This is a genomic window from Prevotellamassilia timonensis (assembly GCF_900106785.1).
GTDB lineage: Bacteria > Bacteroidota > Bacteroidia > Bacteroidales > Bacteroidaceae > Alloprevotella > Alloprevotella timonensis.
In genome coordinates this window covers 633,814-649,257 of sequence record NZ_LT629845.1, presented here as the reverse complement: position 1 = coordinate 649,257, position 15,444 = coordinate 633,814, and the positions used below count along the sequence as shown (strand labels likewise).

General features: G+C 48.1%; 16 protein-coding genes and 1 pseudogene. 9 read left to right on the top strand and 8 right to left on the bottom strand.

Annotation, left to right across the window (positions count from 1 at the left end):
• Positions 1-100: 100 nt before the first annotated feature.
• Entirely contained in the window at positions 101-625 is a 525-nt protein-coding gene (locus BQ5453_RS11255; RefSeq protein WP_071123273.1) for a hypothetical protein, read from the top strand.
• Positions 626-1,036: 411 nt separating this feature from the next.
• Here the strand turns inward: BQ5453_RS11255 and eno are convergent, their stop codons facing one another.
• Entirely contained in the window at positions 1,037-2,344 is a 1,308-nt protein-coding gene (gene eno, locus BQ5453_RS11250) for a phosphopyruvate hydratase (protein ID WP_071123272.1), read from the bottom strand.
• A 261-nt stretch (positions 2,345-2,605) separates the two neighbouring features.
• Between eno and BQ5453_RS11245 the strand changes: the two are divergent.
• Positions 2,606-3,021, top strand: a pseudogene (locus BQ5453_RS11245) (IS1634 family transposase); the annotation flags it as partial.
• Between the two features lie 285 nt (positions 3,022-3,306).
• Here the strand turns inward: BQ5453_RS11245 and BQ5453_RS11240 are convergent.
• From BQ5453_RS11240 to BQ5453_RS11235, 3 genes are all read right to left on the bottom strand, one after another.
• Positions 3,307-3,750 carry a hypothetical protein gene (locus tag BQ5453_RS11240; protein ID WP_143033394.1) on the bottom strand — a complete coding sequence of 148 codons (444 nt, stop codon included), beginning with the start codon at positions 3,748-3,750 and terminating at the stop codon, positions 3,307-3,309.
• A gap of 247 nt (positions 3,751-3,997) precedes the next feature.
• A complete protein-coding gene (locus tag BQ5453_RS14195; RefSeq protein ID WP_143033393.1) occupies positions 3,998-4,219 on the bottom strand; it encodes a hypothetical protein in 222 nt (73 codons plus the stop codon).
• 47 nt (positions 4,220-4,266) lie between these two features.
• Positions 4,267-4,713: a hypothetical protein gene (locus tag BQ5453_RS11235; protein WP_143033392.1), complete on the bottom strand. Its 447-nt coding sequence runs from the start codon at positions 4,711-4,713 to the stop codon at positions 4,267-4,269.
• A 23-nt stretch (positions 4,714-4,736) separates the two neighbouring features.
• Here BQ5453_RS11235 and BQ5453_RS14685 point away from each other — a divergent pair, with 23 nt between their 5' ends.
• From BQ5453_RS14685 to BQ5453_RS14350, 3 genes are all read left to right on the top strand, one after another.
• Complete coding sequence (locus BQ5453_RS14685; protein ID WP_262503135.1) at positions 4,737-4,862, top strand: hypothetical protein; 126 nt, start codon at positions 4,737-4,739, stop codon at positions 4,860-4,862.
• 33 nt (positions 4,863-4,895) lie between these two features.
• Entirely contained in the window at positions 4,896-5,150 is a 255-nt protein-coding gene (locus tag BQ5453_RS11230) for a hypothetical protein (RefSeq protein ID WP_071123268.1), read from the top strand.
• 500 nt (positions 5,151-5,650) lie between these two features.
• Complete coding sequence (locus BQ5453_RS14350; protein ID WP_154668740.1) at positions 5,651-5,821, top strand: hypothetical protein; 171 nt, start codon at positions 5,651-5,653, stop codon at positions 5,819-5,821.
• Between the two features lie 210 nt (positions 5,822-6,031).
• Here BQ5453_RS14350 and BQ5453_RS11225 read toward each other — a convergent pair whose 3' ends face one another.
• Positions 6,032-8,032: a hypothetical protein gene (locus tag BQ5453_RS11225; protein ID WP_071123267.1), complete on the bottom strand. Its 2,001-nt coding sequence runs from the start codon at positions 8,030-8,032 to the stop codon at positions 6,032-6,034.
• A gap of 142 nt (positions 8,033-8,174) precedes the next feature.
• Here BQ5453_RS11225 and BQ5453_RS11220 point away from each other — a divergent pair, with 142 nt between their 5' ends.
• The 4 genes from BQ5453_RS11220 to BQ5453_RS11205 all read left to right on the top strand — a co-directional run bounded on the left by BQ5453_RS11220 (position 8,175) and on the right by BQ5453_RS11205 (position 11,254).
• Complete coding sequence (locus BQ5453_RS11220; RefSeq protein ID WP_143033257.1) at positions 8,175-8,552, top strand: ISAon1 family transposase N-terminal region protein; 378 nt, start codon at positions 8,175-8,177, stop codon at positions 8,550-8,552.
• A gap of 34 nt (positions 8,553-8,586) precedes the next feature.
• A complete protein-coding gene (locus tag BQ5453_RS11215; protein ID WP_074027632.1) occupies positions 8,587-9,630 on the top strand; it encodes a transposase in 1,044 nt (347 codons plus the stop codon).
• Positions 9,631-9,798: 168 nt separating this feature from the next.
• Positions 9,799-10,176, top strand: a complete 378-nt coding sequence (locus BQ5453_RS11210) for an ISAon1 family transposase N-terminal region protein (RefSeq protein ID WP_143033257.1) — start codon at positions 9,799-9,801, stop codon at positions 10,174-10,176.
• 34 nt (positions 10,177-10,210) lie between these two features.
• Positions 10,211-11,254: a transposase gene (locus BQ5453_RS11205; protein ID WP_074027632.1), complete on the top strand. Its 1,044-nt coding sequence runs from the start codon at positions 10,211-10,213 to the stop codon at positions 11,252-11,254.
• Here the strand turns inward: BQ5453_RS11205 and BQ5453_RS11200 are convergent.
• From BQ5453_RS11200 to BQ5453_RS11190, 3 genes are all read right to left on the bottom strand, one after another.
• The gene (locus BQ5453_RS11200) at positions 11,251-13,509 is read right to left on the bottom strand and encodes a hypothetical protein (protein ID WP_143033390.1); all 2,259 of its coding nucleotides are present in this window, start codon (positions 13,507-13,509) and stop codon (positions 11,251-11,253) included. The two genes, BQ5453_RS11205 and BQ5453_RS11200, sit on opposite strands and share 4 nt — an antisense overlap.
• Positions 13,510-13,865: 356 nt before the next feature.
• Positions 13,866-14,909, bottom strand: coding sequence for a transposase (locus BQ5453_RS11195; protein WP_074027632.1), 1,044 nt, complete (start codon positions 14,907-14,909; stop codon positions 13,866-13,868).
• 34 nt (positions 14,910-14,943) lie between these two features.
• Entirely contained in the window at positions 14,944-15,321 is a 378-nt protein-coding gene (locus BQ5453_RS11190) for an ISAon1 family transposase N-terminal region protein (protein WP_143033257.1), read from the bottom strand.
• Between the last annotated feature and the right edge of the window lie 123 nt (positions 15,322-15,444).

Below are 15,444 nucleotides of genomic sequence, written 5' to 3'. Positions count from 1 at the left end.
CAAGCCTTCTCTCCGATAAAGAACAAGCGGCCAAACTTACCGATTTAATGTACACATATTAATCCTTTGACACAACATTCCTATTAGTATAATATAAATTATGACACACGCTTATAAGCTATTATTATTAGGATTAGCACTCCTTGCAACCACTGTCGCTGGTTGTACAGAAGATCCTGCCAACGAAAAATACCGCTCCGAACCGCCGACACTGAATGGCATTACTGCAAAATCTCTCTCAAACAACACAGAGACAATTCATGTAGGCGAAAAGATAGTTCTAACAGCCCAGCAGAAGAGCACTGGACGTCTGCTTGGTTTAGCAAAATATAGCTGGACTCTTGATGGCACACCCATTGGCAGCAAGCGGCAAGTGTATTATGACGAAGATAGCAGCAATCCAAGCGATACCGTCACCATTAATACTGCTGGAGAATACAAATTGACTTTCTCAGGCACATATAATGCTAAGGGTAATGTACAGGCATGGAGTGCGAAACATGGCTCGTCTATCACATATAGTTTTGAAGGCGACGTAAATAGCCGTGTGGTATGTAGCGTTCATGCAGGATATACGCCAGGTTTTGACATCACCGCTTCAACAAAAATAAAAGTATTACCATGAAACGCTGATTAAGCACATTGGTATCTAACAAGATCTTTATTCCGCCCGGAGTCTCTCGAATGTGAGACTCCGGGCTTTCTTTACAAGCAAACGAGCTACAAAAACAGAATTCCCAACTCCGTCAATGCGTCACCCAAATCAATTATAGTGGGCTGATAGAGAATATATCTTATCCGACATATGGAATAATAAACCTTGTTCTGTGCATTAAGGGCTGTTCGCTCTTGTGCCGCTTACCGCGAAGACATAAGAACATAAGCAACATAAGGGCTGACACCTGATGAAGAGAACTCTTTAATTGTGTTCCATTATGGTGGTGTGAGAGGTCGGAAAACGAAAGTAGGAAGAAAACTGCTTCGTTTTCCTCCTACTCGATTGGACTATGACTTAGTCTATAATTATTAATCTATTCTATTTCAGTTTCTTATAACCGTAAGCAGCGTTCTTTCCCAACTGCTCCTCAATACGGATAAGCTGGTTGTACTTTGCCATACGGTCGGTACGGCTCATCGAACCTGTTTTGATCTGACCAGAGTTGGTTGCCACAGCGATATCGGCGATTGTCGTATCCTCTGTTTCACCTGAACGGTGTGACGTGACAGTGGTGTAGCCATGACGATGAGCCATCTCTATAGCATCCAAGGTCTCTGTAAGCGAGCCAATCTGGTTCACCTTGATAAGGATAGAGTTAGCAGCGCCCATCTTGATGCCCTTCTCCAAGAACTTCACGTTCGTAACAAAGAGGTCGTCACCAACCAACTGGCAACGGTCACCGATGGCAGCCGTAAGCTTCACCCAGTTGTCCCAATCGTTCTCGTCAAGACCGTCCTCGATGGAATCGATAGGATATTTGGTAATCAGTTCTTCCAAGAACTTGATTTGCTCAGCAGCTGTGAGTTTCTTGCCGTTAGGATCCTTCTTCTTGCCGTCCTTCAGCTGGCGGTAATCGTAATACCACTCACCATTCTCCTGAACAGCAAACTCGCTGGCAGCGCAGTCCATGGCAATCGTCACATCCTTTCCTGGCTCATAACCGGCATCCTTGATTGCCTGGCAGATGCTCTCAAGGGCGTCCTCAATGCCATTGAGTGCAGGAGCGAAACCGCCCTCGTCGCCGACAGCAGTGGAAAGGCCGCGATTCTTCAGGAGCTTTGCCAAGGCATGGAACACCTCCGCACCCATACGGATTGCCTCCTTCTCATTAGGAGCACCCACAGGACGGATCATAAACTCCTGGAAAGCGATTGGAGCATCAGAGTGAGCACCACCGTTGATGATGTTCATCATAGGAACCGGAAGGATGTAAGTATTGCAACCGCCGATGTAGCGATACAGCGGGATATGGAGATACTCGGCAGCAGCATGAGCCACAGCAAGCGATACGCCAAGAATGGCATTGGCACCTAAGTTTGACTTGGTCTTAGTACCATCCAGCTCCAACATCTTATAGTCGATAGCACGCTGCTCCAAGGCAGAGAATCCGACCAAAGCCGGAGCAATCACGTTATTGACATTCTCTACAGCCTTTAATACTCCCTTGCCACAATAACGGCTCTTGTCGCCATCACGAAGCTCCAGTGCCTCATTCTCACCAGTTGAAGCACCTGACGGAACTGATGCACGGCCAACCACGCCAGACTTTAATAATACCTCAACCTCTACTGTAGGATTGCCACGAGAATCCAAGATTTCTCTTGCATGAACATTTTCGATAATCATAATACAATAATATCTTTAACTTTATATACCTATATATAAACCGCATAAACACAACATTGGTTGCACAAATACGATTCTTATTACGAATGCAAAAATAGTAATTATAAGAAAAACCGCCGAATTCAGAGCATACTCAAAAATAGGTATTCCGCTGAAAATACCTACTTGTAGGTATAACGAATTTAAGTTTAGCAAGTTTCCAACTTGCTAAACAGCTGACAAGTTGACAAGAAACGAGTAGACAACCCGATTGGTTTTCTATTGATATTGGACCGCACGTTTGACAGGATTGGTTTCAATCGTATTGACGATGAAGTGTTCCGCAAGCTTGTGAAAGCCCGTTTGGCATATCCAACTAACAAGGCTGCTACGGTGGAATATCTGAAAAACCACTTTGACGAAGATGTGAATCTCTCAAAAATCTATCGCTATCTTGACAAGCTTAGCGACCATCAGCACGACATCGTACAGGACATAAGCGTGCGCCATACGGCGAAACTGTTCGGTGGAAATATCGGTGTGCAGTTCTATAATGTCACCACACTTTACTTTGAAGCGGATTATGAGGATGAATTACGTAAGACTGGTTTCTCGAAAGAAGGACGTCACAGCAATCCTCAGATCATACTCGGTTTGCTTGTAAGTTTGGGTGGTATCCGCTTGCCTATTGTATCCATTGGCTAAGACTATCACAACCATACAAATTAAGCTGTCTCTGAACAAGGAGGTTTACACCCAAACAATGCTGATGGCAAGACATCAGAAAATAGTTAAACTCTTTGACGAAGAATTTTGGGTGAAGCAATGACGAAGTCAGGAAATTACATTAGAGCCAACGACACAGCGTCAACCCTTATGTATCTTATAAGCAAGGCGGCCAGCCCTGCCTCAACTTATGTGAAAAGACACGGCATCAGCCTTATGTTACTTATGTAGCTTATGTTCTTATATAGCTTATGTCCTTATGTATCCCGCGGTAAGTGGCGCAAGGGGGAACAGCCCTTAAAAGAGCAAAACAAGACTTGCTTTTTTGCTTGCGCCACCATGCAGCGCAACCAGCGCCCGAACACCATGCGCCACAGTGCGTCAGTGCTCACGGGCACAAGCCCTTTGTCCACCAGGTCGCGCAGTTGCACTTCGGGTGTGCGGTCAAGCATATTAAAGCGAATGTCGTACAGTTCGTCCGTAAGGGTGATGGCTTGTTCAGTCAAACCGCAGTTCGTAGTATTGCCAGTTGTTTGCGGTGCGCAGTCGGTGTCGTTGCCCATGCGTTTTTGCTGCTGGGGTGTTTCAGTGTTTTTAGTTTGTGGTTCCGGACTATGTCCGATAGCGTCTATCAGTTTGTCAACGCCACGTTTCACAATGGCATCGGCATAGCGCAGCATTCTGTTAAGCATTCGTTTCATGGTGGTCAATACAATTTGGTTTTGTACAAAAGTGAAGTGCTGCAAAGATAACACCAAGACATTGTACCCAACAAAAAAAGTGTACAATTTGTACACAAATATTTGTTCTCTACCCGTCAGCCAACATGTAAAAGAGTGCGTGTGTTTTTACTGCCATCTTACACTTTTTGTGCGTAACAAGTTGATATACAAAGATTTCAAGAGTGTAAGATGATTTCGAAGTATCTTACACTCCCCTGCATACATCTTACACGCCCCACCCCGCTGCCTCGCAGTCGGTTTGGACGTATGCGGTGGGTTTTACGCCATAGGGACGTAGAATAGTCTGTCGGAGCAACAGACTTTTCTGCTCCCCTATGCCGTGATATCGCCCTCCCGTGCTTGTGCCGTGTGGCAGCATGTGGGGTGTGTAGGTTGTATGCAAGTGAAATTTGTAATATCTTACACTGAGTAAAGTATTGACAATCAATGAGTTGCAATGTGTTAGTGTAAGATGCAAGATACTCAGCGAGTAAGTTACTTGTAGTATGGTAAAAGCCCCAAGTGCATCACAATCTGCCACCCGGCATAGTCCGTCGCAGCAGCAGCTGCCTCCGCACCATTCGCACTCATCATGCGGTCCTGGGCATCAGCACACATGTCCGCCACATCATCGTCCGACATGCCAATGCCCTTCCACACCACATCTGCCATGCGCTGGCCGGCCAAGTCAAGCTCACCTTGCACCTCCACGCCACGCGCATCAACCTTCTTGCCACGCATAGCAAGCAACTTGTCAAACGCCTTCGACACATTACGTAGCCGGTTGTCAGCCATCATGTTAACAAACTTCTGCACATAAGGTCTTATTTCACCCTTGTCATGCACATTATTCACCACCTCTACTTCACCCTCCACGTGCATCTGACGGGCAAGACCATTGGCAGCTTGATGCATGGCCTTTTCTGGGACAGAAAGTTGCAAGGTTTCAAAATCTTTTACTACATTTGCTGCAGCATGAAGATAACTTCTACATAGACTTTCGCACCGGATTGGGCGAGGGCATCTACCCGAAGGCCGACTGGACCTTCGAGAGTGCTCTCGAGGGCCAAGCAAACATAGACAAAGAATAACAAAAAAAGCCCTCGACATCACGGTTAAGTCATATGAACATGAAAGTATATATTCTCGAAAGGGTTGATGATTATAAAATAGATGGCGTATTCGCCTCTAAAGAGGCAGCGTTCAACGCCATATTAGCCGACAGCATTTTACAAGATGGCGTTACCCCAACTGCCGAAACGGTGATACTCGGGTGCGACATCTACGCACATTACAACGAGTCTTTGACCAAACTCTTCGGCCTCACAACCCCAGCTGAGGATCGCGTGTATCTAATTAACGATTATGATGTAAAATAAAAAAACACCTTCACGGGGTGGGGCTTACCACGAGTTTAGAACTCGACTTTTAATCTACAATAGTAGAAATTATGCTCATTAGAGCGTTTCAATCCACGACCCTGTTAGGGTTGACGGTGCAATAGACAACCAGTACTGCACCTCCTGGTGTCCCACTGGTGCTTTGAGGGTATAAATGTTTCAAGGGAATTGACCGCAGTCAATTCCGAACACGGCAAAACTTAAAGACATGGCAGACAACAAGCTGAATAAAATAATAAAAGTGCTGCTCATCATCATATTGGCAATGATAGCACTTTATCCAATAGCAATAATAGTATTAGGTATGATATTATACCTTAATTCTTAGAACCACCAAACAAAGAGTGTCGAAAACTTTTAAGATATTCACCAATAATGTAAACAAAATGACATCAATGATAGGAACAGCAATAATAATGGCTGTAATTTTAATATACATCGCAAAAATAGCCATCAAGATATACAAAAAGTTATAAAACATGACAAACAACACCTGGGGCGGCAGACGTCCCAATTCAGGGCGCAAAAAAGTAGGCGATGCAGTCCTATACTGTCGAATGCCGCAAAAGGCCGTAAACGAAATAAAGACCGCAGCCAAAGAACAAAACCTCGCTGTTGGCGATTACCTAATCAAACAACTCGGATTATAACAGAAAAAGCGTGACAGTGTGTCTGCCACGCTTTTTCTTTCTATCACTACCAATTAGAGGTATTAGTTGACAAGTTGAGGAGTTGGAGTCTCAAGTTGAAAAGTTGATAAGTTGAAAAGCTTATGAAGTTACCTCTGCGAGTTCACCCTCTAAAACATTCCTCTTAACTCCTCAACTTTTCAACTCTTCAACTTAAAACTCCCCCCCTCTTCACTCCATCTCCCTCACCTGCTTCAGCATCTTGTCACGAGCATCAAGCATCTTACCAAACAACGCCCTGCGCTCTGCCGGGTCACTCGTCCGGAGCAACTTCTTCGTCAGCTTGTTAACCTCACTCTTGTACAGCCCGACACGCCTGTACCTCCTAAACTCACCCGAGCGCGCCAAGGCCGGCATCTGCTGCATGAAAGCCTTCGGGTCAGTATCAGCCAAAGCACGAGTCTCCGTCACCTTCTTCTTCGTCGCCTCATACTCATCAAGATACCTTTGAGCCTCCTCAGTCATCAATCGGCCGTCCAGCTGCTCCTTCGCCTCCGTCAGCACCTTCTCGCGAGGCTTCTTTTCAGCAGCCTTCAAGGCATCACTGTTCAACGCACGCAACGGAGCACTCCGCAAAGCCTTATACCTCGCATAGCGTTCAGCAATCTCCTCCACACTCATCGCCTTCGCCTCCTCGCCAGTAGCATCAATCTCATCAAAGTAGATATTATCCATCTGGCTCTGCGGGCAGTTCATCACACGCATCACAAGCAGCGCACACTCCTTCGTCGTCTCAACATCAGAGCCACAATAGTCATATATCGCCACCGCAGCATCTGTCAGCGTCTGAGGGTTCACGCCAAAACCAGCCTGCACAAGCAAGTTCAGCACATCATTCACCGCACCATAATTGTCACTGCCAACCTTCTTCACCACATTAAGCAAGTCACTCGTCAATGGCATATCCTTATTCACGCTGTTAGCATTAAAGTCCTCACCATTCACATAATGGTTCCACAGCGACTGCAAGCCCGCGCTCCACACATCACCACCAGTCAAGCCCTCCACCGAGCCAAATGCAGTGTGCGTCCATATATCATGCCACATCTCCTTGCCCTTCTTCTCATCATCGCCAAACAACATATATAGCGCATACGGACCACAATTCCAAGCCAGCTGCAACACATAGCCAAACACACCAGCACGCACAAAGTCATTTATCCAGCTCTTGCGATACTCCGCCTTAGCATTCTTCGAAGCCTTCTCCGGGTCTATGCCGTCGCGTTCCATCTGCTTAGCCATAAACGCCTCGCTAATGCCCTTAAACTTCGCACCACCCGCTATCCTGCGGCCAGTGTTGCGCAATGCAGCATACAACTGACGCGTATACGACATCGAAGAGTTCCTGAACACCGTAAACAACACCGAATACCACGACCTGTCTACCTGCAAGGCCGACAAAAAAGCACCCTCGCTCGACTGCTGAGTCTGGTTATACAATATCGAAGCATCTTGTTTCGCACGTCGCTCAGCCTCCTCCAGGCCATAACCATAACGAATATACTTCCTGCGCCTCGTCTCATACATCGCCCTCGCACCTATGCACACCGTCAACGCATCAACAAAACCATTCGGAGTCATACCCCACTTCGCAGCCATCTGCACCACATTGTCACGCCACAAGCCCCAGTCCATCTCATTCTTCAGCAACCTCGGGTCACCAGCCATGCGGCTCTTCCAGCGTTTCTCAAACAGGGGCAAATTTTCCATGCACCATTTCCACGAACCATACGGGGTAGCCACACCCTTCAGCAGATACACCGGATTACTGTCCGACAAGTACGCCGGGAACGATGTAAACTGCTTGAGCGCAGTAAACACATGCAAGCTAATCTTCGCAGCAGTAACACCCTTCGCTATATTTACAGCCAGCTTGTCAGCAAAAGCCTTGGGCGGAGTATAAGTGCCGGCAGCAATACGCGCCACCTTGTCAAAAGCCTCCCACAGCCGCTCACCGCTACCGTATGCACTACGCATATTCTTCACCTGGTTACGGAAGTGCTTGTACGACAACAGCGTGTTCAAGTCCCTGTTCCACTCCGCAAAGGCACTCCAATGCTCCATCTGCTGCAAGTAGTCAAGCACCACCGAAAAGGCATCAGAGTTCAGCAAGTCAAGTGCCAGCGCATTACGCGTACGCTTCACAACACTGCCCGTAATCGTAGATGCCATCTCCGACTCACGCTTCTCCGGCGCACCCGACAAACCCTGTGGAGGGCTGTGCAGATGCTAACCCAAAAACTGAGTTGCCAAACGATACATGATTGCCCAAAAGTAGTACCTTTGCACTATGAATCAGAATGGCAATAAAAATATGTATGAGGGCCTCGCCTCATATTTCCTCCCCGAAGGAGTTCTTAAATATTTCGAGGTGACAGACTTTGCAACACAGCGTACTCTGGACAAGGATGTTCTTTACACAACAGAGCTTCACATCTATCTGGATGAGCGCGACAATCGCACACCAGACATGAAGGATTCCGTGAGCAATGGTTTTGGGGAAGAATCATGTTTACTTGACTATCCAGCCCGAGACAAGAAGGCGGTACTTCACATACGAAGAAGGCGTTGGACAATGCCGGATGGCACAACAAGAAGTGTTGACCTTGACAAGGAGTTTGAACTGAAGCATAAGGGCACTCGATACGCGAAGGACTTCGCGCTTTTTTTAAAGAGGGCGAATGGACTCTGAGACGATAACCGCTCGTCAGATTGGTTATACGTACATGATTAACAGCTCCACGTTTGCCAAAAGATACAAGGACGCCCTGAGTAACTTCGAGACGTGGGAGCAGAAGGATCACGCATCCAAGTGGATTCTTATTCCGCAAAACGTAGGTAAGGAGCAAGGCATAGACGAGACCTCCCTCCAGGGCGAACTGTACACTATCGTTCACAACAAGGATGCCCATGGTCGCAAGGGTGCAATCATAGCAGTAGTCAAGGGAACGAATCCTGCTGACGTACTGAAGGTTCTCATGCAACTACCTGCAGATAAGCGTGAAATGGTTGAGAATATCACGATGGATCTCTCAGATTGCATGCGTGTCATAGCCCGAGAGGCATTCCCTAAAGCCACAGTCATACGTGACTGCTTCCATGTCGTAAAACGCGGTGGAGAGGGCTGCGAAGAGATACGCCTGCGCCTGAAACGAAAAGCCGTAAAGGAGGCGAACAGACAGAAGGCAGAGTTTCGCAAATACCTCGAAAATCTGGCAGCGCAGAGAAAGGCTTACCGCGAGCGAATGAGGAAAAGGCATGGGAAGAACTGGAAGAAGAGCAAGCGCGGAAGAAAGCCTATGAGGCTGAACACTCGCTTTGAACCCAAAAGGCTTGAAAATGGCGAGACTCTTGTAGAGGCACAGACACGATGTCGCAAGCAATTGTCCATGAGCCGAGAGAAGTGGAGCGCAACGCAGAAAAAGCGTGCGAAGATACTTTTCGCACTCTACCCAAAACTTGAAGAAGCATACAATCTGATCAACTCCCTTAGAGCCATATTCAGAAACAAGAAACTCACAAAGGAGACTGCCAAACAGAATTTCAAGGGGTGGTATGAGAAAGTGGCTTCCTGCACTCTGCGTGAAATCAAGTCCGTACGCGATACCATCAGATTCTATGAGGATGAAATCCTGAACTACTTTGACGGACGTAAGACTAACGCTTCAGCTGAATCGTTGAACTCAAAGATCAAATGCTTTCGTGCACAAGTAAAAGGAGTCATAGACATACCATTCTTCATGTATCGTTTAGCAACAGTTTTGGGTTAGCATCTGCACGGCCTACTCCACAGGGTTTGTCGGGTGCGCCNNNCCGGCGCACCCGACAAACCCTGTGGAGGGCTGTGCAGATGCTAACCCAAAAACTGAGTTGCCAAACGATACATGATTGCCCAAAAGTAGTACCTTTGCACTATGAATCAGAATGGCAATAAAAATATGTATGAGGGCCTCGCCTCATATTTCCTCCCCGAAGGAGTTCTTAAATATTTCGAGGTGACAGACTTTGCAACACAGCGTACTCTGGACAAGGATGTTCTTTACACAACAGAGCTTCACATCTATCTGGATGAGCGCGACAATCGCACACCAGACATGAAGGATTCCGTGAGCAATGGTTTTGGGGAAGAATCATGTTTACTTGACTATCCAGCCCGAGACAAGAAGGCGGTACTTCACATACGAAGAAGGCGTTGGACAATGCCGGATGGCACAACAAGAAGTGTTGACCTTGACAAGGAGTTTGAACTGAAGCATAAGGGCACTCGATACGCGAAGGACTTCGCGCTTTTTTTAAAGAGGGCGAATGGACTCTGAGACGATAACCGCTCGTCAGATTGGTTATACGTACATGATTAACAGCTCCACGTTTGCCAAAAGATACAAGGACGCCCTGAGTAACTTCGAGACGTGGGAGCAGAAGGATCACGCATCCAAGTGGATTCTTATTCCGCAAAACGTAGGTAAGGAGCAAGGCATAGACGAGACCTCCCTCCAGGGCGAACTGTACACTATCGTTCACAACAAGGATGCCCATGGTCGCAAGGGTGCAATCATAGCAGTAGTCAAGGGAACGAATCCTGCTGACGTACTGAAGGTTCTCATGCAACTACCTGCAGATAAGCGTGAAATGGTTGAGAATATCACGATGGATCTCTCAGATTGCATGCGTGTCATAGCCCGAGAGGCATTCCCTAAAGCCACAGTCATACGTGACTGCTTCCATGTCGTAAAACGCGGTGGAGAGGGCTGCGAAGAGATACGCCTGCGCCTGAAACGAAAAGCCGTAAAGGAGGCGAACAGACAGAAGGCAGAGTTTCGCAAATACCTCGAAAATCTGGCAGCGCAGAGAAAGGCTTACCGCGAGCGAATGAGGAAAAGGCATGGGAAGAACTGGAAGAAGAGCAAGCGCGGAAGAAAGCCTATGAGGCTGAACACTCGCTTTGAACCCAAAAGGCTTGAAAATGGCGAGACTCTTGTAGAGGCACAGACACGATGTCGCAAGCAATTGTCCATGAGCCGAGAGAAGTGGAGCGCAACGCAGAAAAAGCGTGCGAAGATACTTTTCGCACTCTACCCAAAACTTGAAGAAGCATACAATCTGATCAACTCCCTTAGAGCCATATTCAGAAACAAGAAACTCACAAAGGAGACTGCCAAACAGAATTTCAAGGGGTGGTATGAGAAAGTGGCTTCCTGCACTCTGCGTGAAATCAAGTCCGTACGCGATACCATCAGATTCTATGAGGATGAAATCCTGAACTACTTTGACGGACGTAAGACTAACGCTTCAGCTGAATCGTTGAACTCAAAGATCAAATGCTTTCGTGCACAAGTAAAAGGAGTCATAGACATACCATTCTTCATGTATCGTTTAGCAACAGTTTTGGGTTAGCATCTGCACGGCCTACTCCACAGGGTTTGTCGGGTGCGCCGCTTCTCCACACCAACGTCCACATTCTCAGCACGTGCGTCCTTCAATATCTTCAGCGGGAAGTAATTGTCTATCGAAGCCATCGCAGCACCAAACATACGCTCATGCACCTCATTATACTTGCCTCGCTTCTCCACAAGATACACCTCCTGCAGCCAGTCACCAATCTCCTTCAGCCGCGGGTCCAGAAAATTCTCAATCGCAGCCACATCATCTTCCGTCACACCCATCTTGCGCAACTTCATGCGGCCGTCAGCCATCTTGTCCACCATGTAGATGTAAAGCAAGTTACCCTGAGGCAATTCAAGTTCCCTCATCTCGCCATTGTCCCACACACGCACCGTCGCCTTCGGCAACTTACGTTCAAGCGCAAACAAGTCTGCCCAAGTCTTGCCCTTGCCAAGCACCTCAGCAGCCTTCGCGTCAAGCTCGGCAGTAGCATCGCGATAACCCGTATACTCATTCTCTGTCGCAGTCAGCCAACCACGCATGTACCGGTTCCACAAGTAACCCTCGCCCTTCACATTCTTGCTGTCAAACATACGCAACATCTGGTCAAACGTACCAAGCGGAGCAAACAACAACTGCACTGGCGAGCTGTTCAACACCTTGTCCACAGCAGTGTCCTTTCTGTATGAGCGCGCCGGGCGGCCCTCCATGTCCGAGTTGGCATTATGCTGTATCTCCAGCACACGCGCCTTCTCAGCAGCCTTAAAGTCAGCCGCACGCTTAATGCTCTCCCCATAAGCACCACCAAGCTGCTCATACAAGTCTTCATAAGCCTCAGCACGCTCAATCCGGTTCTCGCGTATCGCGTCATTCGTGCTCTCCCTGAACTCCATGTAAGCCTCACGCGTCATACGCCCGGCATCATAATCCTCCTTCGCACGCTTCAAGTCCTCGCGCAACCGCACCTCCTCACTCTTGCTGTCACGTATCGTCTCATTGTAACGCATCACAATCTGCCACCCGGCATAGTCCGTCGCAGCAGCAGCAGCCTCCGCACCATTCGCACTCATCATGCGGTCCTGGGCATCAGCACACATGTCCGCCACATCATCGTCCGACATGCCAATGCCCTTCCACACCACATCTGCCATGCGCTGGCCGGCCAAGTCAAGCTCACCTTGCACCTCCACGCCACGCGCATCAACCTTCTTCCCACGCATGGCAAGCAACTTGTCAAACGCCTTCGACACATTACGCAGCCGGTTGCCAACCATCATGTCCACAACCTTCTGCACATAAGGCCTGATGTCACCCTTGCCATGCACATTATTCACCACCGACAGCAAACGGCGCACATCATAGTCACTCATCTCACTCAGCAAGCCATTCTTGAGCATCGTCTTCGCCAGCTCCGTCACACTCGCCACAGTGCTCATGTCATAAGCACGCTGCAGGCGCATCGCCTTGTTCAGCTCACTCAGCCGCCCGCCAATAGCCCGCGCACCCGAGCGCAAATCATCAAGCTCACCCTCATGCAACCGCTCAACGTCAGCCTTCATCTTCTCCACAACGTCCTTCAGCTCATCACTCCCCTCACGGAACATGATACCATTCTCACCACTCGCCGAGCGAGCCTCGTCAGTCTGACCAAGCTCATGCTGCATCTTCACATCTTCAGCCTTCTCAAACACCGAACCGCCATCACGCTCAGCAAGCCCCTTCCAGCTACGCCACAATATGTAGCGCAAATCATTGTCCGTCAACTTGAAACCAAGCTTTATGCCAACCTTCCTCAGCAAGTCCGTCAAGAAATCCCTCACCTTCGCAAAGAAGCTCTGGTTCTCCGGCTTCACATACTCACCGTCCTCGGCCAAGTGCGCCATATACTCCTCAGTAGCCTTGCGCTTGTCACCATTATACTTCTTCTCAGACATCTCGTCAATGGTCTGCTTGATGCCCTCCTCAGCATTGTTGTACACGTTATCAAGGAAGGTGTTAAAGTTTTCTTCACCCACAAGGTTACGTAGCCCCTTGTGCGCCACCACCTCGTGGAACACCGTCTCACGCACATCAGCCGCATTCTTGTTGTTAGGCAGCACAATCGTCACCTTTCCGGTCCTCACATCATACCAGCCCTTAGCCTTCGCCTGTCTGCCGGTCAAGCCCTCAGTGCTTGTCACCACCTCTACTTCACCCTCCACGTGCATCTGCCGCGCAAGGTCATTGGCAGCCTGGTGCTTGGCTTTTTCTGAGGCAGGAAGTTGCAAGGTTTCAAAATTATTCCCTACCTTTGCAGCAGACAAAACGTCCGAAAGGATTGCTTTGTAGAGGGCAATACCTCCGTGAGGCTGAGACGCTGCGGTTTGAAGGGTATTGCCCTCATTTTGTATACTGTCCGCAACAAAGACCTCGTGCACGTACAATCTATTCTTGTTATTGTCCTGCATAGCTCTGCAAAACACATAATTTCGTTTTCCATTATACATGATAGGGTAAGCAAAATAATGATTTTGCACACCTTCTTGTCGCACAAAGTCAGGCATCGTTCCAAGATAAACCGCATTCTTAAAACCATCTTTCAGCGGCGCACCCGACAAACCCTGTGGAGTAGGCCGTGCAGATGCTAACCCAAAACTGTTGCTAAACGATACATGAAGAATGGTATGTCTATGACTCCTTTTACTTGTGCACGAAAGCATTTGATCTTTGAGTTCAACGATTCAGCTGAAGCGTTAGTCTTACGTCCGTCAAAGTAGTTCAGGATTTCATCCTCATAGAATCTGATGGTATCGCGTACGGACTTGATTTCACGCAGAGTGCAGGAAGCCACTTTCTCATACCACCCCTTGAAATTCTGTTTGGCAGTCTCCTTTGTGAGTTTCTTGTTTCTGAATATGGCTCTAAGGGAGTTGATCAGATTGTATGCTTCTTCAAGTTTTGGGTAGAGTGCGAAAAGTATCTTCGCACGCTTTTTCTGCGTTGCGCTCCACTTCTCTCGGCTCATGGACAATTGCTTGCGACATCGTGTCTGTGCCTCTACAAGAGTCTCGCCATTTTCAAGCCTTTTGGGTTCAAAGCGAGTGTTCAGCCTCATAGGCTTTCTTCCGCGCTTGCTCTTCTTCCAGTTCTTCCCATGCCTTTTCCTCATTCGCTCGCGGTAAGCCTTTCTCTGCGCTGCCAGATTTTCGAGGTATTTGCGAAACTCTGCCTTCTGTCTGTTCGCCTCCTTTACGGCTTTTCGTTTCAGGCGCAGGCGTATCTCTTCGCAGCCCTCTCCACCGCGTTTTACGACATGGAAGCAGTCACGTATGACTGTGGCTTTAGGGAATGCCTCTCGGGCTATGACACGCATGCAATCTGAGAGATCCATCGTGATATTCTCAACCATTTCACGCTTATCTGCAGGTAGTTGCATGAGAACCTTCAGTACGTCAGCAGGATTCGTTCCCTTGACTACTGCTATGATTGCACCCTTGCGACCATGGGCATCCTTGTTGTGAACGATAGTGTACAGTTCGCCCTGGAGGGAGGTCTCGTCTATGCCTTGCTCCTTACCTACGTTTTGCGGAATAAGAATCCACTTGGATGCGTGATCCTTCTGCTCCCACGTCTCGAAGTTACTCAGGGCGTCCTTGTATCTTTTGGCAAACGTGGAGCTGTTAATCATGTACGTATAACCAATCTGACGAGCGGTTATCGTCTCAGAGTCCATTCGCCCTCTTTAAAAAAAGCGCGAAGTCCTTCGCGTATCGAGTGCCCTTATGCTTCAGTTCAAACTCCTTGTCAAGGTCAACACTTCTTGTTGTGCCATCCGGCATTGTCCAACGCCTTCTTCGTATGTGAAGTACCGCCTTCTTGTCTCGGGCTGGATAGTCAAGTAAACATGATTCTTCCCCAAAACCATTGCTCACGGAATCCTTCATGTCTGGTGTGCGATTGTCGCGCTCATCCAGATAGATGTGAAGCTCTGTTGTGTAAAGAACATCCTTGTCCAGAGTACGCTGTGTTGCAAAGTCTGTCACCTCGAAATATTTAAGAACTCCTTCGGGGAGGAAATATGAGGCGAGGCCCTCATACATATTTTTATTGCCATTCTGATTCATAGTGCAAAGGTACTACTTTTGGGCAATCATGTATCGTTTGGCAACTCAGTTTTTGGGTTAGCATCTGCACAGCCCTCCACAGGGTTTGTCGGGTGCGCC